At 63.4% G+C, this 19,558-nt stretch carries 20 protein-coding genes; 9 read left to right on the top strand and 11 right to left on the bottom strand.

Annotated features, from left to right (window positions below; all coding sequences use genetic code 11):
* Nucleotides 1–262 (bottom strand): transposase (locus F3H98_RS08415; protein WP_149759672.1); only part of this gene is annotated, 262 nt, incomplete at its 3' end.
* A gap of 399 nt (nucleotides 263–661) precedes the next feature.
* Here F3H98_RS08415 and F3H98_RS31025 point away from each other — a divergent pair.
* Nucleotides 662–1,006, top strand: a complete 345-nt coding sequence (locus F3H98_RS31025; protein WP_188130365.1) for a YgiW/YdeI family stress tolerance OB fold protein — start codon at nucleotides 662–664, stop codon at nucleotides 1,004–1,006.
* Between the two features lie 173 nt (nucleotides 1,007–1,179).
* On the opposite strand, the gene F3H98_RS32505 is transcribed toward F3H98_RS31025, so the two are convergent.
* A complete protein-coding gene (locus F3H98_RS32505; RefSeq protein WP_149759670.1) occupies nucleotides 1,180–1,518 on the bottom strand; it encodes an SH3 domain-containing protein in 339 nt (112 codons plus the stop codon).
* Nucleotides 1,519–1,652: 134 nt separating this feature from the next.
* Nucleotides 1,653–3,608 (bottom strand): acetate--CoA ligase, encoded by a 1,956-nt coding sequence (acs, locus tag F3H98_RS08400; RefSeq protein ID WP_149759669.1) that lies wholly within the window; start codon nucleotides 3,606–3,608, stop codon nucleotides 1,653–1,655.
* Between the two features lie 417 nt (nucleotides 3,609–4,025).
* On the opposite strand from acs, the gene F3H98_RS08390 reads away from it, so the two are divergent.
* Both F3H98_RS08390 and F3H98_RS08385 read left to right on the top strand, forming a co-directional pair.
* Nucleotides 4,026–4,298 (top strand): usg protein, encoded by a 273-nt coding sequence (locus tag F3H98_RS08390; protein ID WP_149759667.1) that lies wholly within the window; start codon nucleotides 4,026–4,028, stop codon nucleotides 4,296–4,298.
* 125 nt (nucleotides 4,299–4,423) lie between these two features.
* A complete protein-coding gene (locus F3H98_RS08385) occupies nucleotides 4,424–5,530 on the top strand; it encodes a branched-chain amino acid ABC transporter substrate-binding protein (RefSeq protein WP_149759666.1) in 1,107 nt (368 codons plus the stop codon).
* Between the two features lie 58 nt (nucleotides 5,531–5,588).
* On the opposite strand, the gene F3H98_RS08380 is transcribed toward F3H98_RS08385, so the two are convergent.
* Nucleotides 5,589–6,623, bottom strand: coding sequence for an aldo/keto reductase (locus F3H98_RS08380; protein ID WP_149759665.1), 1,035 nt, complete (start codon nucleotides 6,621–6,623; stop codon nucleotides 5,589–5,591).
* Nucleotides 6,624–6,647: 24 nt separating this feature from the next.
* A complete protein-coding gene (locus F3H98_RS08375; protein ID WP_149759664.1) occupies nucleotides 6,648–7,844 on the bottom strand; it encodes an MFS transporter in 1,197 nt (398 codons plus the stop codon).
* A 119-nt stretch (nucleotides 7,845–7,963) separates the two neighbouring features.
* Here F3H98_RS08375 and F3H98_RS08370 point away from each other — a divergent pair, with 119 nt between their 5' ends.
* Nucleotides 7,964–8,869: a LysR family transcriptional regulator gene (locus F3H98_RS08370; RefSeq protein WP_149759663.1), complete on the top strand. Its 906-nt coding sequence runs from the start codon at nucleotides 7,964–7,966 to the stop codon at nucleotides 8,867–8,869.
* Between the two features lie 3 nt (nucleotides 8,870–8,872).
* Here F3H98_RS08370 and F3H98_RS08365 read toward each other — a convergent pair whose 3' ends face one another.
* Entirely contained in the window at nucleotides 8,873–9,535 is a 663-nt protein-coding gene (locus F3H98_RS08365) for a YggS family pyridoxal phosphate-dependent enzyme (protein WP_149759662.1), read from the bottom strand.
* A gap of 106 nt (nucleotides 9,536–9,641) precedes the next feature.
* Here F3H98_RS08365 and leuS point away from each other — a divergent pair, with 106 nt between their 5' ends.
* The 3 genes from leuS (at nucleotide 9,642) to F3H98_RS08350 (ending at nucleotide 13,865) form a co-directional block, all read left to right on the top strand.
* Entirely contained in the window at nucleotides 9,642–12,287 is a 2,646-nt protein-coding gene (gene leuS, locus F3H98_RS08360; protein ID WP_149759661.1) for a leucine--tRNA ligase, read from the top strand.
* Entirely contained in the window at nucleotides 12,274–12,828 is a 555-nt protein-coding gene (locus F3H98_RS08355; RefSeq protein WP_149759660.1) for an LPS assembly lipoprotein LptE, read from the top strand. Before leuS ends, F3H98_RS08355 begins: the two co-directional genes overlap by 14 nt.
* Before the next feature lie 92 nt (nucleotides 12,829–12,920).
* Nucleotides 12,921–13,865, top strand: a complete 945-nt coding sequence (locus tag F3H98_RS08350; protein ID WP_425294820.1) for a GNAT family N-acetyltransferase — start codon at nucleotides 12,921–12,923, stop codon at nucleotides 13,863–13,865.
* Nucleotides 13,866–13,980: 115 nt separating this feature from the next.
* Here F3H98_RS08350 and F3H98_RS08345 read toward each other — a convergent pair whose 3' ends face one another.
* Nucleotides 13,981–14,178 carry a hypothetical protein gene (locus F3H98_RS08345; protein ID WP_149759658.1) on the bottom strand — a complete coding sequence of 66 codons (198 nt, stop codon included), beginning with the start codon at nucleotides 14,176–14,178 and terminating at the stop codon, nucleotides 13,981–13,983.
* Nucleotides 14,179–14,414: 236 nt separating this feature from the next.
* Between F3H98_RS08345 and F3H98_RS08340 the strand changes: the two genes are divergently transcribed.
* Complete coding sequence (locus F3H98_RS08340; protein ID WP_149759657.1) at nucleotides 14,415–14,984, top strand: hypothetical protein; 570 nt, start codon at nucleotides 14,415–14,417, stop codon at nucleotides 14,982–14,984.
* A 42-nt stretch (nucleotides 14,985–15,026) separates the two neighbouring features.
* Here the strand turns inward: F3H98_RS08340 and F3H98_RS08335 are convergent, their stop codons facing one another.
* Together F3H98_RS08335 and fsa are read right to left on the bottom strand one after the other, a co-directional pair.
* Entirely contained in the window at nucleotides 15,027–15,836 is an 810-nt protein-coding gene (locus F3H98_RS08335) for a 2-keto-4-pentenoate hydratase (protein WP_149759656.1), read from the bottom strand.
* A 5-nt stretch (nucleotides 15,837–15,841) separates the two neighbouring features.
* On the bottom strand, nucleotides 15,842–16,498 hold the full coding sequence (gene fsa / locus F3H98_RS08330) for a fructose-6-phosphate aldolase (RefSeq protein WP_149759655.1): 657 nt from the start codon (nucleotides 16,496–16,498) through the stop codon (nucleotides 15,842–15,844).
* A gap of 90 nt (nucleotides 16,499–16,588) precedes the next feature.
* On the opposite strand from fsa, the gene F3H98_RS08325 reads away from it, so the two are divergent.
* Entirely contained in the window at nucleotides 16,589–18,790 is a 2,202-nt protein-coding gene (locus tag F3H98_RS08325; RefSeq protein ID WP_149759654.1) for a primosomal protein N', read from the top strand.
* A gap of 9 nt (nucleotides 18,791–18,799) precedes the next feature.
* Here F3H98_RS08325 and F3H98_RS08320 read toward each other — a convergent pair whose 3' ends face one another.
* Nucleotides 18,800–19,255 carry a type II toxin-antitoxin system VapC family toxin gene (locus F3H98_RS08320; protein ID WP_149759653.1) on the bottom strand — a complete coding sequence of 152 codons (456 nt, stop codon included), beginning with the start codon at nucleotides 19,253–19,255 and terminating at the stop codon, nucleotides 18,800–18,802.
* A complete protein-coding gene (locus F3H98_RS08315; RefSeq protein WP_149759652.1) occupies nucleotides 19,252–19,494 on the bottom strand; it encodes a type II toxin-antitoxin system Phd/YefM family antitoxin in 243 nt (80 codons plus the stop codon). The genes F3H98_RS08320 and F3H98_RS08315 overlap by 4 nt, the downstream gene beginning before the upstream one ends.
* Nucleotides 19,495–19,558: the final 64 nt, after the last annotated feature.

Below are 19,558 nucleotides of genomic sequence, written 5' to 3'. Positions count from 1 at the left end.
CAGGATCGGCCGCGACCGCCGCGAACAGGCGGTCGAACACACCCATCTCGATCCAGCGATAATAGCGCCGTTTGGCCGTCTGATAAGGACCGAACCGGCCTTCGGGCAGATCGCGCCAACGTGCACCCGAACGCGCCATCCACAAGAGCGCGTCGAAGAAGCGTCGTCCATCACTGCGTGGACCGCGCTTGCCCTTGCGACCGCCCGGAACGAACGACTTCACCTTCTCCCACTGATCGTCGCGCAAAACCTCTCCGTCCATCGCCAGCCTCCAAAAGCCAGCGTTGAATCTGATTTGCGCAACTTTGGGAATCCCAAGCCGTTAAATCGTCACTACAGCCTAGAGCAGTTCCGGTTCTTTCAGAACCGATAACACGCTCTAAGTATTTGTTTTGCCGCATTTATGCGGACGCCAAATGATTCCATTTGGCTGCAAAATGCTCTAGCTCACCACCGCCGAACATCTGCGATGGCGCGCGACTGTCCGCCCCTGGCGCTAAAGGGTCGCGCGCCAACAGATACCGGGCGCAAGAGCCGCCACGATCTGTTGGCGGCAGGAAACATACATCCTGCAAACAAATTCAGGCTACGCAGCTACCGCACGGTGTATATTGCCACTTCAGGCCACATACGTGACTACCGTTACGTTGGAGCATCGGCAATGAAGAGAATCCTTGTAACGCTTTTCCTGTCAGCCTTTCTCGCGACCAGTGCATACGGGCAGTTCGCGGGGCCGAGCAGTTCCAGGCATCTCAGCACGGTTGAGCAGGCACAGACCGCGCGCCGGGGCCAGGACGTGACCCTTGAGGGCTTCGTCGTCAAACACCTTCGCGGGACCTACTACACGTTTCGCGACACAACCGGCGAGATGCGCGCTGAAATCAATCGGCATCTCTGGCGAAATCGCAAAGTGACATCCAAGACCCCGGTTCGGCTCGTCGGCAAGGTGGACCGCGATGTCCGGGAGCTCTACATCAGAGCAGTTCGCCTGGAAATTGCGGAATAGGTCGGCTTGGGCCACCGGGCGCCGGCCAAAGTGACCCGGCTTCGGTTAGCGGCGAAGCATAGGGCCCGCGTCTAGAGCGGTTCCGGTTCTTTCAGAACCGATAATTCGCTCTAAGTATTTGTTTTGCCGCATTTATGCGGACGCCAAATGATTCCATTTGGCTGCAAAATGCTCTAGCGGCTCAGGCAAATTTGGCCACGGGCGCCGTAGAAGCAAATGCTCCCTGGCCGGTTGGGACCGCCGCGGACGCGGTCCAGATACCGCGAACTGACCCAGCCGTCACGAGTGCGTCGGGACTGGACATGGCACCAGCGGCGGGAAGGCGCGCAGCGGGTGACGTTGACCCTGTCGCCTGTACGCAGTCGTCCAACGACGCGGTACTGGGTGCTGGGTCCTGAACGCACACTGACATTTCCGGTAACGACGGCCCGGGCAGCCTCCACGGGGAAGGCGCCCACGAATGTTGTTGAGCTTGCGAGCGCGGCCACGATCGCGATTTGCTTCAAATTCATCAGGAGGCTCCTCTGGCAGGCGTTCCGGTCCCAACCTCAAGCGACCGAACTATAGACGAACCAGAGGCCGTGAGGAATTGTCGGCCCGGCCCGGCCAAATCGGATTCTCACGGCCGTGCCGATCGCGCTTTCGCCTACCCCTTCTTGTTCTGGCGGTTGGCGATCAGGTCGTCGACGACGGCCGGATCGGCCAGCGTTGAGGTGTCGCCCAGCGCAGAAAAGTCGTCCTCGGCGATCTTGCGCAGGATGCGCCGCATGATCTTGCCCGAGCGGGTTTTCGGCAGGCCCGGCGCGAACTGGATCTTGTCGGGCGAGGCGATCGCCCCGATCTCCTTGCGCACATGTGCGATCAGCTCCTTGCGCAGGTCGTCAGACCACACCTCGCCGGCCATCAGCGTCACGTAGCAGTAGATGCCCTGGCCCTTGATGTCGTGGGGATAGCCGACGACGGCTGCCTCCGACACCTTGTCGTGGCTGACCAGTGCCGATTCCACCTCGGCAGTGCCCATGCGGTGGCCTGACACGTTGATGACGTCGTCGACGCGGCCGGTGATCCAGTAGTAGCCGTCCTTGTCGCGCCGGCAGCCGTCACCGGTGAAATATTTGCCCTTGTAGGTGGAGAAATAGGTCTGGATGAAACGCTCGTGGTCGCCATAGACCGTGCGCATCTGGCCCGGCCAACTATCGACGATGCAAAGGTTGCCGTCGGACGCACCTTCCAGCACCTTGCCCTCGCCGTCGACCAGTTGCGGCTGCACGCCGAAGAAGGGCCTGGTCGCCGAGCCGGCCTTGAGATCGGTGGCGCCGGGCAGCGGCGTGATCAATATGCCGCCGGTCTCGGTCTGCCACCAGGTGTCGACGATCGGCACCTTTTTGTTGCCGACGACGTTGAAGTACCATTCCCAGGCTTCCGGGTTGATCGGCTCGCCGACCGAGCCCAGCACCCGCAGGCTCTTGCGCGAGGTCTTCTTTACATGCGCGTCGCCGGCGCCCATCAGGGCGCGGATGGCGGTCGGCGCGGTGTAGAAGATATTGACCTTGTGCTTGTCGACGACCTCCCAGAAGCGCGCCGGCGAGGGGTAGTTCGGCACCCCCTCGAACATCAGCGTGATGGCGCCATTGGCCAGCGGCCCGTAGACGATGTAGGAGTGCCCGGTCACCCAGCCGACATCGGCGGTGCACCAGTAGATGTCGCCGTCATGGTAGTCGAAGACATACTGGTGGGTCATCGAGGCGTAGACGAGATAGCCGCCGGTGGTGTGCAGCACGCCTTTCGGCTTGCCGGTCGAACCCGACGTGTAGAGGATGAACAGCGGGTCTTCCGCCTTCATCTTTTCCGGCTTGCACTCTGCCTTAACGGTCGCCACCTCGTCGTGGTACCAGAGGTCGCGGCCTTCCGCCCAGCCGATCTTGCCGCCGGTGCGGCGCACCACGATCACCTTGTCGACCTTGGTGCCGGCGCGCGCGGCGATGTCGATCGCCCGGTCGGTGTTTTCTTTCAAGGGAATCGATTTTCCTCCACGCAGACCTTCGTCGGCGGTGATGACGAAGGTCGACTTGCAGTCATCGATGCGGCCGGCCAGCGCGTCCGGCGAGAAGCCGCCGAAGACGATCGAATGGATGGCGCCGATGCGCGTGCAGGCGAGCATCGCATAGGCCGCCTCCGGGATCATCGGCATGTAGATGGTGACGCGGTCGCCCTTCTTGACGCCGTGCTTCTTCATCACATTGGCGAGCCGGCAGACATGCTCGTAGAGCTCGTTGTAGGTGATCTTCCTGTCGTCGTAAGGGTTGTCGCCTTCCCAGATGATGGCGGTCTGGTCGCCGCGCTTCTTCAGGTGGCGGTCGATGCAGTTGTAGGAGACGTTGGTCAGCCCGTCCTCGAACCACTTGATCGATACCTTGCCGTCGAAGGAGGTGTTCTTGACCTTGGTGTAGGGCTTGAACCAGTCGATGCGCTTGCCGTGCTTGGACCAGAACTTTTCCGGGTTTTTTACGCTCTCCTTATACCATTTGAGGTAGGTGTCGTTGTCGATGAGCGCGTCTTTTTTCCACGCCGGCTGGACGCGGTGAATCTGGACCTCGGACATTTCTGGCATTCCCTCCCCGAATTTTCTACAGCGCCGCGCGTCTTTTCAGACGCGCAAAGGTCGCTGTAGCACTTTGATTTTCTGCATAATTTTCTCCTTAAATCGATTCCGATTTAAGGAATTATGCAGTAGGCCGGCGGCCCTTCCAGGCCGCTCGAAGTCGCATCGCCAAGGGCGATTTCGCCGGCATTTATTATCATTTTGGCAGCCGACCACAATATTAGACGTTGGATTCGCGTGGCGGCATGCCGCACCTTCGATGCAGGCGTCTATCAGCACTCGCCGGTGGCGGCTGCCAAACTATTGATTTCGCTTTATAATCCAAAAGTGTGACTTGGCGGATCGCAACAGTCGGTTAACAATCGGGGCGCACACTTCGTCTCGTGGAGGAGACAATCCGGCGCCGAAAGGACGGCCATGCGCGACCATGCCGAATTCGAACTGATGCTGAAGGGCTACGGCCTCACCACAGCACAAATCCTCTATCACATGCCCGACCACCCGCATGTGCTGCAAACCTTCATCTGGCAGCATTATGACCTGGCGCCGAAATTCCCCGCGCTTTATGGTTTCATCGAGTTCTGGCAGGCCAAGCTCGACGGGCCGCTGCACTCGGTCGCCTACACGCACAAGAAGCTGATTTCGCCGACGGAATGGCGCAACGTCAGCGGCGAGCTTCGGCTGCACTGATCTCCGGGAAGCAAAGCCGGGCCGGCTTCTGGCCCAAAGCAATCGTTTTGCCTTGGCCGGCAGGCAAGCGTATTCCCTGAGCCTTCAGCGGACCCGAGTGGGTTCGATGCTCGAGGAGTACGATGATGACCAACAAAACCCTGCTGGGGGCCGCCCTTGCGGCTTCCTTCGCTTTCACCCCGGCCGCGCAGGCCGACATCGCCATCGGCCTTGTCGCGCCGCTGACCGGCCCCGTCGCCGCCTATGGCGATCAGGTCAAGAACGGCGCCGAGGCGGCCGTCGATGCGATCAACAAGAATGGCGGTATCCTTGGCGAAAAGGTCGTGCTGACGCTGGCCGACGATGCCGGTGATCCCAAGCAGGGCGTTTCGGCCGCCAACAAGCTGGTCGGCGAAGGCGTCCGTTTCGTTGTCGGCCCGGTAACGTCAGGCGTTGCCATTCCCGCTTCCGACGTGTTCGCCGAAAACGGCGTGCTGATGGTGACGCCGACGGCGACGGCGCCGGACCTGACGTCCCGCGGCCTGACCAATGTTCTCAGGACCTGCGGCCGCGACGACCAGCAGGCCGAAGTCGCGGCAGCCTATGTGCTGAAAAACCTCAAGGACAAGCGTATCGCCATCATCAACGACAAGGGCACCTATGGCATGGGCCTCGCCAATGCCTTCAAGGCGGCGCTCAACGCCGGTGGTGTCACCGAAGTGCTGGAAAGCGCGCTGACGCCGGGCGAGAAGGACTTTTCCGCCCTCGTCACCCGCATCAAGTCCGAGAATGTCGACGTGATCTATTTCGGCGGCTACCACCCGGAAGGCGGCCTGCTCGCCCGCCAGCTGCGCGACGTCTCCGTCAATGCGACGATCATCGGCGGCGAGGGGCTCTCCAACAGTGAATTCTGGGCCATCGGCAACGAGGCTGCCGCCGGCACCATCTTCACCAACGCGACCGATGCGCTGAAGAACCCGGACTCGGCCAACGCCGTGAAGGTGCTGGGTGACAAGGGTATCCCTCCGGAGGCTTTCACGCTCAACGCCTACGCCGCCGTCGAGGTGCTGAAGGCGGGCATCGAGAAGGCCGGAAGCGCAGAAGATGCGACCGCAGTGGCGACCGCGCTCAAGTCCGGCGAGCCGATTGCCACCGCGATCGGCAAGCTGACCTATGGCGAGAATGGCGACTTGAGTTCGCCGAGCTTCTCGCTGTTCAAGTGGGAAGCCGGCAAGATCGTCGCCGTGGAATAAGTTCTCCGGGCAGAGTCAATGAAAAAGGCCGAAGGAAACTTCGGCCTTTTTCTGCGGTTCAAACCGCCGGTGGGTTGAGCCGGGCGAAGCCTTCCTGCCTGCGGTAGGGGAAGTAGGGGTAAGGCGCCGTCACTTCGCTTGCTGCATCGAGCTTCTTCACCTGTTCTTCGGTCAGCGACCAGCCGACGGCGCCGAGGTTCTGCCGTAACTGCCCTTCATTGCGGGCGCCGATGATCACCGACGACACGGTCGGACGTCGCAACAGCCAGTTGATGGCGATCTGCGGCACCGTTTTGCCGGTCTCCTCGGCCACGGCATCCAGCGTGTCCACCACATTGTAGAGGTGCTCGTCGTCGACCGGCGGGCCGAAGCTTGCCGTGTCGTGCAGGCGGCTGCCTTCCGGCAGTGGCTGGCCGCGGCGGATCTTGCCGGTCAGCCGGCCCCAGCCGAGCGGGCTCCACACCAGCGCGCCGACGCCCTGGTCAAGGCCGAGCGGCATCAGCTCCCACTCGTAGTCGCGCCCGACAAGCGAATAATAGACCTGATGCGCGACGTAGCGCGACCAACCGTGCTTGTCGGCGGCGGCCAGCGACTTCATCAGATGCCAGCCGGAAAAATTCGAGACCCCGACATAACGCAGCTTGCCGGCCTGCACGAGGCCATCGAGTGTGGAAAGGACTTCCTCGACCGGCGTGCCAGCGTCGAAGGCGTGCAGTTGCAGGAGGTCGATATAGTCGGTGCCCATGCGCCGAAGCGCGTCCTCCACCGCCTTGATCAGCCGGGATCGGGAAGAGCCCCAGTCAGCGGGTCCGTCGCCCATCGGCAGCGAGGTCTTGGTGGAGATCAGCACCTGGTCGCGGCGGCCCTTGATGGCCTCGCCAAGCACCTCCTCCGACGCGCCGTTCGAATAGACATCGGCGGTGTCGAAAAGATTGACGCCGGCTTCCAGGCAGATGTCGACCAGCCGGCGTGCTTCGTCGGCATCGCTGGTGCCCCAATGACTGAACAGTGGGCCGGATCCGGCGAACGTTCCGGCTCCGAAACTGAGTGCGGGAACCTTCAAGCCGGATGCGCCAAGACGTCTGTATTCCATGGTTCTTCTCCTGGGTTTCAATGATCATTCGGCCGCGGCGGGGCAGGCCGCAACCGGCGTGAGCTTTGAGCTGTGCTTTTCCAGGCGCATGGCCAGTAGCGCGACGGCAAGCGCAACCAGCGGCACAATTGCCGCGACCGGGGGGATGGCGCCGAGGCCGGCGCCGCGGTCGATGACGAAGCCGCCCAGCCAGGCGCCGATCGCGTTGCCGAGGTTGAACGCCGCGATGTTGAACGACGAGGCAAGGCCCTGGCCGGCGCCCTCGGCCTTTTGCAACACCCACATTTGCAGCGGCGCGACAGTGGCGAAGGCGGTGGCGCCGAACAGGCCGATGGCTGCGACCGCCAGCATCTTGCTGTGAATGGCGAAGGTCATGGCGAACAGCACCGCCGAGAGCGCCAGCAGGCTGCCCAGCATGGTCGGCACCAGCCGCTTGTCTGCAAGGCGTCCGCCGAGGATGTTGCCGACGATCAGCCCACCGCCAAACACCATCAGGATCGGCGACACGGCTGGTTCCGAGAAGCCGGTGATCTGCGTGAGGATGGGCGCGATGTAGGTGAAGCCAGCGAAGACGCCCACCCAGGAAAGCACCGTGGTCAACAGGCCAAGCAGCACAGCCCGGCGGCCGAGCACGGCAAGCGCTCCGCCGGAGCTTTCCTGCGCATCGTTCGAGGGCTGGTCGCGCGGAACCAGAAGCGCGATCACCGCGATGGCGACTATACCGACCAGGGTCACCGCAAAGAAGGTCGAGCGCCAGCCATAGGCCTGGCCGAGCCAGGTGCCGAAAGGGACGCCGAGGATGTTGGCGACCGTCAGCCCCGTGAACATGATGGCGATCGCCGACGCCTTCTTGTTCGCCGGCACCAGGCCTGTGGCGACGACGGAGCCGACGCCGAAGAAGGAAGCATGGGCAAAGGCGGTCAGCACGCGGGCCGCCATCAGCGTCCAGTAGTCGGGCGCCAGCGCACAGGCGAGGTTGCCGACGGTGAACACGACCATCAGCGCCAGGAGCAACGTCTTGCGCGACATCCTGCCGGTGAAGGCGCCAAGCAGCGGCGCGCCAGCGACGACGCCCAGCGCATAGCCGGAGATCAGCATGCCGGCGGCCGAGATCGAGACGCCGAGATCGGCGCTGACGTCGAGCAGCAGGCCCATGATGACGAATTCTGTGACGCCGATGCCGAAGGCGCCGGCGGTAAGGGCATAGAGAGCAAGTGGCATGAAATTCCCCGGATCGCTGTTGCGAAGGGCCGCATGGTCGGCTCAACCGGTAGATCGGAACTTGCCAGGCTGTGAACCAGCCTTGATCTCGGCACATTGTTTGTGAGATCAATTCACGAATGGGTCGAATCGAAGTCAATCGCTCCGGCGAGATCGAAGTTTTTGTTCGTGTCGTCGAAGAGCAGAGCTTTTCGGCTGCGGCGCGCAAGCTCAGGATGACGCCGTCGGCGGTGAGCAAGCTGATCGCCCGGCTGGAGGACAGGCTGGGCGCGCGGCTGCTGCGCCGTTCCACGCGCAAGCTGCAGGTGACGCCTGAAGGCGTCGCCTTCTACGAAAGCGGCTTGCGCATCCTGGCCGAGATAGCGGCGGCCGAACGCGAGGCTGCGCAGGGTGCAGCACCGCGCGGGCGGCTGCGCGTCAACTGCCTCGTGCCGTTCAGCCAGCATTATCTCATTCCCCTTATCCCGATATTCCTGGAGCAGAACCCGGAAATATCGATCGACCTGTCCATCACCGACCGCGTCGTCGATCTATTGGAAGAACGCGCCGATCTGGCGATCCGGGCCGGGCCGCTCGTCGAATCGAGCCTGATCGCCCGCAAGCTCGGGCAGAGCCGGATGGCAGTCGTCGCCTCGCCGGCCTATCTCGCCGCGCATGGCAAGCCCGAAATCCCGGGAGATCTTGTCCGGCATACGATGCTGGGTTTCTGTTTCGCGCGGCAGATCGAAGGCTGGCCGTTCAGGGACAGCGAAGGCAAGACCATGACGATAATGCCTTCAGGCGGGCCGCTGGTCAGCGACGGCGAATCGATGCGGCTGATGGCATTGGCGGGCGGCGGCATCGCCCGCCACGCAAACTGGCATGTCGGGCCGGACATCGCGGCCGGGCGGCTGGTGCCGCTGCTGGAAGAATTCAACCCCGGCGACGAGGAGCCGGTCCACGCCGTCTATGTCGGACAGGGTAAGCATTTGCCGGCCCGGGTGCGGGCCTTTGTGGATTTCCTGGTCGATAATGTGAAGCTGTAGGCCTCACCGGCTGCCGAAGATCGCCGAGCCCACCCGAACCGAACTTGCGCCGAAACGCACCGCCAGTTCGTAGTCGCCCGACATGCCCATAGAGAGCTTTTCGACGCCGGCCTCCAGCGACAGCTTTTCGAGCAGCGCAAAATGCGGCCCGGGGTTTTCCTCGGCCGGCGGAATGCACATCAGCCCTTCGATGGCGAGGCCGTGGACCTCGCGGCAGCGCTTGACGAAGGCAAGAGCCTCGCGCGGTTCGATGCCGGCTTTCTGCGGTTCCGAACCGGTGTTCACCTGCACGTAGAGCCTCGGTGCCTTGCCCTGCTTTTTCATCTCCGCGGCAAGTGTGGCCGCGATCTTTTCCCGATCCACCGTCTCGATCACGTCGAACAGCGCGACCGCTTCCTTGGCCTTGTTGGACTGCAGGGGGCCGATCAGATGCAGTTCGAGATCGGGGAACGCAGCCTTCAGCGCCGGCCATTTCGCCTGCGCCTCCTGCACGCGGTTCTCGCCGAAAACCCGCTGGCCAGCCTCGATCACCGGCCTGATTTCGTCGGCCGAGAAGGTTTTCGAGACGGCGACGAGCGTCACGTCGCCGGTTTCGCGCAGGGCTTCCTGTTCGGCGACGGCGATCTTGCCCCGCACCTCCTGCAACCGCTGAACCGCCTCGCTCATCCCTCAAACCGCCTTATTGCGCATGGACTTGCCCGTACATGGTGTTGACGGTTTCGGCAAACCATGGTGAACGTCTCCCGCATTCTTCATAGGCGAAATACCGGGCATGGCAACCGAACGATACAATCCCCGCGCATCCGAACCGAGATGGCAGAAGGCGTGGGACGAAGCAAAGCTCTTCGAGACGAAGAACGACGACCCGCGCCCGAAATACTACGTGCTGGAGATGTTCCCGTATCCATCGGGCCGCATCCATATCGGGCATGTGCGCAACTACACGATGGGCGACGTGGTGGCCCGCTGGCGCCGCGCCATGGGCTACAACGTGCTGCACCCGATGGGCTGGGATGCTTTCGGCCTGCCGGCTGAAAACGCCGCGCGCGACAACAAGGTCAACCCGCGCGACTGGACCTACGCCAACATCGCCACCATGAAGGCGCAGCTGAAGACGATGGGCCTGTCGCTCGACTGGGCGCGCGAATTCGCCACCTGCGACCCCAGCTACTACAAGCACCAGCAGAAGATGTTCCTGGACTTCTGGCGCTCCGGCCTGGTCGAGCGCAAGTCGGCCAAGGTCAACTGGGATCCGGAAGACATGACCGTGCTCGCCAACGAGCAGGTCATCGACGGCCGCGGCTGGCGCTCCGGCGCGCTGGTCGAACAGCGCGACCTGACGCAATGGTTCTTCAAGATCACATCGATGTCGCAGGACCTGCTCGACAGCCTGGACACGCTCGACAAATGGCCGGAAAAGGTCCGCGTCATGCAGGCGAACTGGATCGGCCGGTCGGAAGGCCTGCTGATCCGCTGGCGGCTGGCCGAGGCAACCGCGCCGCAGGGCGAGACCGAGCTCGAAGTCTACACGACGCGTCCCGACACGATCTTCGGCGCCTCCTTCATGGCGGTCGCTGCCGATCATCCGCTGGCCAAGAGAGCGGCTGAGAACGATCCGGCGCTGGCGGCGTTCATCGAAGATATCAGCCATATGGGCACGTCGGCGGCGGAGCTGGAGACGGCCGAGAAAAAGGGTTTCGACACCGGCATCCGCGTCGTCCATCCGTTCGACGACAGCTGGACGCTGCCCGTATACGTGGCCAATTTTGTGCTGATGGACTACGGCACGGGCGCCATCTTCGGCTGCCCGTCGGGCGACCAGCGCGACCTCGATTTCGCCAACAAATACGGCCTGCCGGTGGTCCCGGTGGTGATGCCGGAAGGCGGCGACGCCAAGACCTTCCAGATCATCGACGAGGCCTATGGCGACGACGGGGTGATGATCAATTCGCGCTTCCTGGATGGCATGGCGCCGAAGCAGGCTTTCGACGAGGTGGCGACGCGGCTGTCCGGCGTCACCGTCGGCAATCGCCCGCAGGGCGAGCGCAAGGTGCAGTTCCGGCTGCGCGACTGGCTGATCTCGCGCCAGCGCTACTGGGGTTGCCCGATCCCCGTCATCCATTGCGAAGCCTGCGGCGCGGTGCCGGTGCCGTCCGATCAGCTGCCGGTGGAGTTGCCGGCCGAGGTCAGCTTCGACAAGCCCGGCAATCCGCTCGACCATCATCCGACGTGGAAGCACGTCGATTGCCCGCAATGCGGCAAACCGGCAAAGCGCGACACCGACACGATGGACACGTTCGTCGATTCGTCCTGGTATTTCGCCCGGTTTACCGATCCGTGGAACCAGGAAAGCCCGACGACGCCGAACTATGCCGACGGGCCGAACGGCTGGATGCCGGTCAACCAGTATATCGGCGGCATCGAGCACGCGATCCTGCATCTGCTCTATTCGCGTTTCTTCACGCGGGCGATGAAGGTTACGGGACATCTGAGCGAGGTGAAGGAGCCGTTCGAAGGCATGTTCACCCAGGGCATGGTCGTCCACGAGACATATCGCCTCGGCAGCGGCCCGAACGCCCGCTGGGTGCAACCGGTCGAGGTGAAGATCGAGGATGTCGACGGCAAGCGCAGCGCCACGCTGATCGCCGACGGCAGCCCGGTCGATATCGGTCCCATCGAGAAGATGTCGAAGTCGAAGAAGAATGTCGTCGACCCCGACGACATCCTGGCCAGCTACGGCGCCGACACGGCGCGCTGGTTCATGCTGTCGGACTCGCCGCCCGAGCGCGACGTCATCTGGACGGAAGCCGGCGTCGAGGGCGCGCACCGCTTCGTGCAGCGCGTCTGGCGTCTGGTTTCCGAAACCGCCCCGGCCCTGCGCGGCGTTGCAGCGAAAGCCGCCAGCGAAGGCGAGGCCGGCGTGCTCTCCAAGGCGGCGCACAAGACGGTCAAGGCAGTCGGCGAGGATATCGGCAGGCTGTCGTTCAACAAGGCCGTCGCGCGCCTCTACGAACTGATCAACACGATCCAGCCGCCTGCCGCAGCGCTCGCCAGCGGCAAGGCCGACGCGACCGGCGCTGCGGCGCTGCGCCAGGCCATCGAGATGCTGGTCCTGATGATCGCGCCGATGATGCCGCACCTCGCCGAGGAGTGCTGGTCAGCCCTCGGCGGCGAGGGTTTCGTGGCGAATCAGCGCTGGCCGGAGTTCGATCCGGCGCTCACCGTCGACAACGATGTGGTCTACCCCGTGCAGATCAACGGCAAGAAACGGGGCGATTTGACAATTGCCCGCGACGCAGACCAAGGTACGGTGGAAAAAGCGGTGCTCGCTCTCGACTTCGTTCAGAAGGCGCTGGACGGCAAGCCTCCGCGCAAGGTGATCGTCGTCCTGCAGAGAATCGTGAATGTCGTTGCCTGAGCGGAAATTCCATCCCGTGAACCGTTTCCTCCGGCCGTTGCTGATTTCCTGCCTGGTGCTGGCGTCGGCCTGCACCGTGCGGCCGATGTATGCTCCGGCATCCTCCACGGCTCCCGGTGCGGCCACCACGGTGGCGCTGTCGTCGATCGCCATCAAGCCGGCGGTGACCCGCTACGGCCAGGAAGTCCGCAATCACCTGATTTTCCTGTTCAATGGCGGCAAAGGCCAGCCGGCCAACCCGGTCTATTCGCTCGATCTCGGCGTTACCGCGATCAACGAAGCGTCGGCCATCATCCAGGTCGGCGACGAAGACGAGCCGACGGCCGGCACCGTCACGGTCTTCTCGAGCTATACGCTCAGCAAGGGCGGTACGCAGGTGGCGGCCGGTAGGCGGCAGGTGTCGTCCTCCTACGACGCGCCACGCCAGGAATTCGCCAATCTGCGCGCGGTGCGCGACGCCGAGAACCGTGCGGCGCGGGAACTTGCCGAACTTCTGCGCCTTGCGATTGCCCAGGATATCGAAAGGCTGGCAGGCAGGTAGCGCCGTAAAAGGAACGAGGTTCGCGGCGGTTTCGTTGTACGCTCTCGTGTCATTACTGCGTCACAGGTTTCGGCCACACAGCGCCTAACGGAGTGGAACCCATGGATTCTCGGACGACGCTGTCCAGCTTCACGGAAACTCTCGGCGCGCGGTGGTTCCGCGGCGCCAGCGTCGATGTCAATTCCCACATCATCGACCAGATGATCGCCGAACGCTCCATGCAGCTGTCGCGTCACCCGTTGTGGCCGGTCATGCGTCCGTTGCTGCTGCGGTTCCTCCACTACCGCCAGGCGGTCGAGATGGCCGACGACATCGCGGAAATGTCGGGCTGGGACGCGATGTCCTATCTTTCCGCGCTGCTGTCGCTCGAGGTTACGGTTCACGGTATCGAAAACCTGCCTGAAAAGACCGGGTTCATCCTGGCGCCAAGTCATCCGACCGGCATCGCCGACGGCGTCGCGGTGTTCGACATGCTGAAGAAGGTGCGCCCCGATATGGCGATCTTCGCCAACCGCGACGCGCAGCGGGTGGCGCCGCGCTTCGCCGACCTCATCATTCCGGTCGAATGGCGGCAGCACGAGAAATCGTATGCAAAGAGCCGCGAGACGCTGGAGCTGATGGCGCGCGCTTTCGCCGCCGGCAGGGCGATCGTTCTCTTCCCGTCCGGCCGCATCGCCTACTGGCACGAAGGCGTGCTCACCGAGCGGCCATGGCAGACTTCGCTGGTGTCGCTGGCGCGGCGCTATCGCTATCCGGTGGTGCCGGCCCGCATCACCGCGCGCAACTCCGGGCTTTTCTACTTCCTGTCGAAATATTCGACCGAACTGCGCGACATGACGGTGTTCCACGAACTCTTGAACAAGAAGGGCCGAGCCTTCTCGATCACCATCGGAAAGTCGATCCCGGCGGAGGCGCTGGAAGGCGAGCCGGCCGACGTCACCGCCCGCCTGCAGCAGCACACCGTGCATGGGCTCGCGGGCGATCCCGATGCGACATTCATCCCGGAGACAATCCCGGTTGAGCGTTCGCTGCCCTAGAGCATTTTGCAGCCAAATGGAATCATTTGGCGTCCGCATAAATGCGGCAAAACAAATAGTTAGAGCGAGTTACCGGTTCTGAAAGAAACCGGAACCGCTCTTGCGGCGATCCTGTTTACCGCCTGGCCAATCGTTTGCCGGGGAAGCTGACGACATTGCCGGCCACGGGCGGCTGGCTGTGTTCGGCGGTCAGCGCCGCCTCGATCAGCATGTCGAGCGCTTCGCGCATTTTGACGGACCTTTCGTCGTCGCCAATGAGCATCTCTTGAGCGCGCTCAAGCAAGGCGCGGGCAGCGGCAAAATTCGATTGCATCGTGACTCCTCAAGCAAGCTGCCCCCAGCCGTCGCCTGAATATCCCTAGCGCCTTACCCCCTCGCGCCGGGCGATGGTAGCGCCGCACGCCCGCATGGTTGATGGGTGCTCAAGAGGCAGCCGGGCATTCGACGAAAATTTTCATCGAAGTTTGTGAGCTGGACGGGATCGGACACAGGCTTTGCGCGGCGCCGCCAGGCGCGGTAACCTGCATGAGGTGGTGTGCGAGGGGCGGGATGGGCCGATTTTATCGATACGCGTTGGTCGCCGGGTTTCTCTGCGTGGCGCTGCCCGCCCCGGCTGCCGCCCAGCCGGTGGAACCGGGCAAGGAAGGCGAACTGGCGAACATCCTGCCGCCCGAGGTAGGGCGGCGCGTGTGCTATTCCCGGCGCTACGATGCCGCGCACCTCAATTCGCATCCAAAGCAAAAAGTAACCGAGATCCAGTTCCGCCTCGCCTACTATCGCCACGAACCGGACGAAACCGCGCCGGAAGGCCAGCGCAACTATTATTTCGAGGTGCTGGCGCGGTTGCGCGGCCAGGGCAAGCTGCTGACTTCGATGGGCGAATGCATGCTCTACGACGGCAAGATCTCCTGCGGTGTCGATTGCGACGGCGGCGGCTTTACGCTGACCAACCGGCCGCCGGACAAGGTTCTGCTCGGCCTTGGCGAAAATGGCCGCTTGAGAATGACGGATGGCTGCGACGAGGAAGGCGCGATCGACCTCGAAGCCGGCGCCGACGACCGCGAATTCCTGCTCACCAAAACCGGTGATGCATCCTGCCCGGCCTATGAGGATTGGTAGTCGTCTCTGGTCGGACTTCGCTCGTGCGCCGAGACATTCTCCTCAAACAATATCGACCGACAATCCCGGCAGGTCGAAACCAGTGAGCGTCGTCGACCAGCGTTCGCCAGGCGAGATCGGAAAGGCGCGCGTCAGCGTGCCGGTCGTGATCACCTCGCCCTTACGAAGCGACGGGTTGAAGCTGTCCGTGGCTAGCACGCCCACCAGATGGCCGAGCGCCTGGATCGGGCCATCGAGCACGTTGGCGCCGCGACCATTGTCAACGATCTCGCCATTGCGCGAGAGTGCGACCGTGAGGCCGGATAGTGCCGAAGCCAGCCCAGCATGGTCGTTGACCTGGAGTTTCGGCCCGACGAACAGCGCCCCATGCAGGCCGCCATCGGCGATGCAGTCGGCGACCGCGAAACGCCAGCCGGGATAGATGGACTGCACGACCTCGAAGCCGTGGGCTACCCATTCGACGGATTTCGCCAGTTCCGGCAAGGTTGTTTCGGGTCCGATATCGCGGCCGAGGCCAAGTACGATCTCCGGTTCGATACGCGGTTCCGGCAAATGCGAGGCTTTTATGCTGCTTCCCGGATGGATGTCGTGCAGCGTCGTCGCGTAGACGTAACCCCACAGCGGTCGGTCGACGGCGTATTCGGCCCAGATGTTTCGGTTGGTGAAGCCGATCTTGCGACCGGCGGGTTTTTCGCCGCGGGCAATGCGCATGTTGCGCAGCACCGTGGCAACCCTGTAGGCATCGTCACTGCCGAAGTGGTCGAACCGCGCCGTAAACGGTTCGACCTGGCGTTTCGAATCGAGGGCGGCGAGGACTTCGGAGGCGATCGTTTCGATGCCGACTGCCGCCATCGGGATCAGCCGATCTTCTGGCCGGTCTTGGCCCAATCGGCGAGAAATGCTTCCAGGCCCTTGTCGGTCAGCGGGTGCTTGACCAGCGCCTTCAGCGTCGCCGGCGGAGCGGTGATGACGTCAGCGCCGATCAGCGCCGCTTGCTTGACGTGGTTCACCGTGCGCACCGAGGCGGTCAGGATCTCGGTCTTGAAATCGTAGTTGTCGTAGATGGTGCGGATTTCCGAGATCAGCTCCATGCCGTCCGCGCCGGTATCGTCGATGCGCCCGACGAAGGGCGAGATGAAGGATGCGCCGGCCTTGGCGGCAAGCAGCGCCTGGTTGGCCGAAAAGCACAGCGTGACGTTGACCATGCGGTTCATCTCGGTGCGGATCGTCTTGCAGGCCTTCAGTCCGTCCAGCGTCAGCGGCACCTTGATGCAGACATTGCTGGCGATCTTTGCCAGCGCTTCGGCTTCGGCCATCATGTCCTTGTATTCGGTCGCCACCACCTCGGCCGAAACCGGGCCTTCGACGATGTCGCAGATCTGCTTCGTCACATCGGCGATCTTGCCGCCGGATTTCAGGATCAGCGAAGGGTTGGTGGTGACGCCGTCGAGCAGCCCGAGATCGTTGAGCTCCTTGATTTCCTTAATGTCGGCCGTGTCGACGAAAAATTTCATGGCTGTCTCCTTCGCGATTTTCCGGGCGGGCTGGAAACCGCCCCTGTTCGGCCTTTGCTCTAGACGAAGTTCGGGGCAAGGTCACGCCCGATGAAGGAAGATTCGCGCCTGTTCCGGCTGGAAAGCCAGCCACTGTCCGTGCCGGTGCTCGTGCCGATGCCGGCCGAGCGGCCCTACAGCTATGCCGTGCCCGATGGCATGCAGGTCCAGCCGGGCTCCATCGTGCGGGTGCCGCTCGGGCCTCGCGAGGTGGCGGGCATCGTCTGGGACGGCGCCACCGACACTGTCGATCCAAAAAAGCTCAGGCCCATCTCCGAAGCCTTCGACTGCCCGCCTGTCGAAGAGGGCATGCGCCGGCTGGTCGACTGGATCGCCTCCTACACGCTGTCGCCGCCCGGCATGGTGGCGCGCATGATCCTGCGCGCGCCCGAGGCCTTCGATCCGCAGCCATGGACGGAAGGGCTGCTGCGCACCGAAAACGAGCCGGATCGCATGACGGCGGCGCGGCGACGCGTCCTTGAACTTTCGTCAGACGGCCTTGCATGGACCCGTTCCGGACTGGCGCATGCCGCCGGCGTGTCGCTCACCGTCATCGACGGGCTGAAGGCGCAAGGCGTCTTCGAACAGGTGATGATCCCGCCGCGGTCGGTGGTCGCAGCTCCTGATCCCGGCTATGCGGCGCCGGACCTCACCGACGGCCAGAAGGCGGCGGCCGATGTGCTGCGCGAACGGGCGCTGGCCGGCAAGTTCAGCGTCACTCTGATCGACGGCGTCACCGGCTCCGGCAAGACCGAAGTCTATTTCGAGGCGATCGCAGCGGCGGTGGAAAGCGGCAGGCAGGTGCTGATCCTGCTGCCCGAGATCGCGCTCACCCAGGCCTTTCTCGAACGCTTCCACGACCGCTTCGGCGCGAAGCCGGCGGAGTGGCATTCCGACCTGCCGCCGCGCATGCGCGAAAAAGTCTGGCGCCAGGTCGCCGAAGGCACCGTCCGTGTCGTCGCCGGCGCGCGCTCGGCGCTGTTTTTGCCTTTCAACAATCTCGGCCTCATCGTCGTCGACGAGGAGCACGACCCCGCCTACAAGCAGGAGGACCGCGTCTATTACCACGCCCGCGACATGGCGGTGGTGCGCGGCCACATCGGCAGTTTCCCGGTCGTGCTGGCGTCGGCGACGCCGTCGGTCGAGAGCCAGGTCAACGCCTTGCAAGGACGCTACAAACGCGTGGCGCTGCCGCAGCGCTTCGCCGACGCGGCGATGCCCGACATCCGGTCGATCGACATGCGCAAGGCGCCGCCGGCGCGGGGCGGGTTCCTGTCTCCGGTGCTCATCGACCATGTCCGCAAAACGCTGGCGCGCGAGGAGCAGTCGCTGCTTTTTCTCAACCGCCGCGGCTACGCGCCGCTGACGCTGTGCCGTGTCTGCGGCCACCGGTTCCAATGCCCGGACTGTTCGAGCTGGTTGGTCGAGCACCGCTTTCGCGGCCAGTTGCTCTGCCACCATTGCGGCCACAACGAAAAGCGCCCCGACGCCTGCCCCGAATGCGGCACCTTCGATCACCTGGTTGCCTGCGGCCCGGGGATCGAACGCATCGCCGAGGAGGTTGTCGGCCACTTCCCCGACGCCCGTACCATCGTGCTCTCCTCGGATATCATGGGGGGCGTGAAACGCCTGCGCCTGGAGCTGGAGGCCATCGCCAATGGCGAAGCCGATATCGTCATCGGCACGCAACTGGTCGCCAAGGGCCACAACTTCCCCAACATGACGCTGGTGGGCGTCGTCGACGCCGATCTCGGCCTCGCCAATGGCGATCCGCGCGCCGCCGAGCGCACGTTCCAGCTGCTCAGTCAGGTCACCGGCCGCGCCGGGCGCACCGGCAAGAAGAGCCACGGGCTGCTGCAGACCTATCAGCCCGACCACCCGGTGATGCGCGCCATCGTTTCGGGCGACGCCGAGGCTTTTTACGACAGGGAAATCACTGAGCGAGAGCGGTCGCACTTGCCCCCGTTCGGGCGGCTGGCGGGGATCATCGTCAGCGCGCAGACGCGCGCCGAAGCCGAAAGCCACGCCCGGGCGCTGCGCCGCGTAGCCCCAGCCTCCGACGACATCCACGTGCTTGGCCCCGCCGAGGCGCCGCTGGCGCTGATCGGCGGCCGCCACCGCTTCCGCCTGCTGGTGCAGGGCGAACGGCGTTCCGACATGCAGGGCTATATCCGCGAGATGCTGGCGGCCGGCCCGAAAATACGCGGCTCGGTGCGGGTCAGTGTCGACATCGATCCGCAGAGCTTTCTGTAGGCAGGGGGCTCAACCGCTTGGCAAGTTGTCCTTGAATGGATCGAGGTGCCTCACCCCGAGAGGTTCGAAATGCCGCATGTTTGATGTCACGACCGTGAGGTCGTGTGTCAATGCGGTTGCGGCATTCAGGATGTCAGCGAGGCCTGGGTTGCGGCCGCGTGCAATCGCTGCATCTTCAATTTCGCCCGCGAGCCGGGCTATTTCAGTGTCGACGGAAAGGGTTTGCTCCCGGAAGTCCACCAGCAAAGACCCAAGCCAGTGATCTAGGCCGCTCGCCCTCGTGGTTCCGCCGGCGCGGCGCAACCTTGAAATGCCTCGCTGGATCTCAAGGATGACGATTGACGACACGAACAGCGCGCCTCTCGCGCCCTGATCGACGATCCAATGTTGCAATGCAAGGGGAACCGCTTGTCGGCCAGGCGCAAAGATGGAAATTACTGAGGTGTCGACAAGAAAGCCGCTCACAAGTCGATCTCGCGCGACGGCGACGGGTTGCGCTCAAGGTCGATTCCACCGGGATAGGTGAGCAAAAACTCCCCGAAGTTGAGCTTGCGTTCGGGGTGAAGCTTCAGGGCATCTTCCACCGATACGATCGCGGCGGCAGGCTTGCCATGTTTGGTAATCATCGTAGGCTCGCCTTTCTCGGCGGCCTCGATCAGCGCGGAAAATCCGGCCTTGGCGTCGCGAACCTGCATCGTTTTCATCGCCGGCCTCCTTGTGGTCTCATGTAGTCACAATATAGTGGGGCGAATTGCAAAGGAAAAGCCC

This window comes from Neomesorhizobium albiziae (assembly GCF_900114255.1).
Classification (GTDB): Bacteria; Pseudomonadota; Alphaproteobacteria; order Rhizobiales; family Rhizobiaceae; genus Neomesorhizobium; species Neomesorhizobium albiziae.
The sequence above is the reverse complement of the archived record's forward strand: the minus strand, read 5'-3'. Positions and strand labels throughout refer to the sequence as shown.

Excerpts from the sequence above, each read along its gene's own strand:
- F3H98_RS31025 (WP_188130365.1), top strand. The coding sequence starts at position 662 with ATGAAGAGAATCCTTGTAACGCTTTTCCTGTCAGCCTTTCTCGCGACC.
- F3H98_RS32505 (WP_149759670.1), bottom strand. The coding sequence starts at position 1,518 with ATGAATTTGAAGCAAATCGCGATCGTGGCCGCGCTCGCAAGCTCAACA.
- acs (WP_149759669.1), bottom strand. The coding sequence starts at position 3,608 with ATGTCCGAGGTCCAGATTCACCGCGTCCAGCCGGCGTGGAAAAAAGAC.
- F3H98_RS08390 (WP_149759667.1), top strand. The coding sequence starts at position 4,026 with ATGCGCGACCATGCCGAATTCGAACTGATGCTGAAGGGCTACGGCCTC.
- F3H98_RS08385 (WP_149759666.1), top strand. The coding sequence starts at position 4,424 with ATGACCAACAAAACCCTGCTGGGGGCCGCCCTTGCGGCTTCCTTCGCT.
- F3H98_RS08380 (WP_149759665.1), bottom strand. The coding sequence starts at position 6,623 with ATGGAATACAGACGTCTTGGCGCATCCGGCTTGAAGGTTCCCGCACTC.
- F3H98_RS08375 (WP_149759664.1), bottom strand. The coding sequence starts at position 7,844 with ATGCCACTTGCTCTCTATGCCCTTACCGCCGGCGCCTTCGGCATCGGC.
- F3H98_RS08370 (WP_149759663.1), top strand. The coding sequence starts at position 7,964 with ATGGGTCGAATCGAAGTCAATCGCTCCGGCGAGATCGAAGTTTTTGTT.
- F3H98_RS08365 (WP_149759662.1), bottom strand. The coding sequence starts at position 9,535 with ATGAGCGAGGCGGTTCAGCGGTTGCAGGAGGTGCGGGGCAAGATCGCC.
- leuS (WP_149759661.1), top strand. The coding sequence starts at position 9,642 with ATGGCAACCGAACGATACAATCCCCGCGCATCCGAACCGAGATGGCAG.
- F3H98_RS08355 (WP_149759660.1), top strand. The coding sequence starts at position 12,274 with ATGTCGTTGCCTGAGCGGAAATTCCATCCCGTGAACCGTTTCCTCCGG.
- F3H98_RS08345 (WP_149759658.1), bottom strand. The coding sequence starts at position 14,178 with ATGCAATCGAATTTTGCCGCTGCCCGCGCCTTGCTTGAGCGCGCTCAA.
- F3H98_RS08340 (WP_149759657.1), top strand. The coding sequence starts at position 14,415 with ATGGGCCGATTTTATCGATACGCGTTGGTCGCCGGGTTTCTCTGCGTG.
- F3H98_RS08335 (WP_149759656.1), bottom strand. The coding sequence starts at position 15,836 with ATGGCGGCAGTCGGCATCGAAACGATCGCCTCCGAAGTCCTCGCCGCC.
- fsa (WP_149759655.1), bottom strand. The coding sequence starts at position 16,498 with ATGAAATTTTTCGTCGACACGGCCGACATTAAGGAAATCAAGGAGCTC.
- F3H98_RS08325 (WP_149759654.1), top strand. The coding sequence starts at position 16,589 with ATGAAGGAAGATTCGCGCCTGTTCCGGCTGGAAAGCCAGCCACTGTCC.
- F3H98_RS08315 (WP_149759652.1), bottom strand. The coding sequence starts at position 19,494 with ATGAAAACGATGCAGGTTCGCGACGCCAAGGCCGGATTTTCCGCGCTG.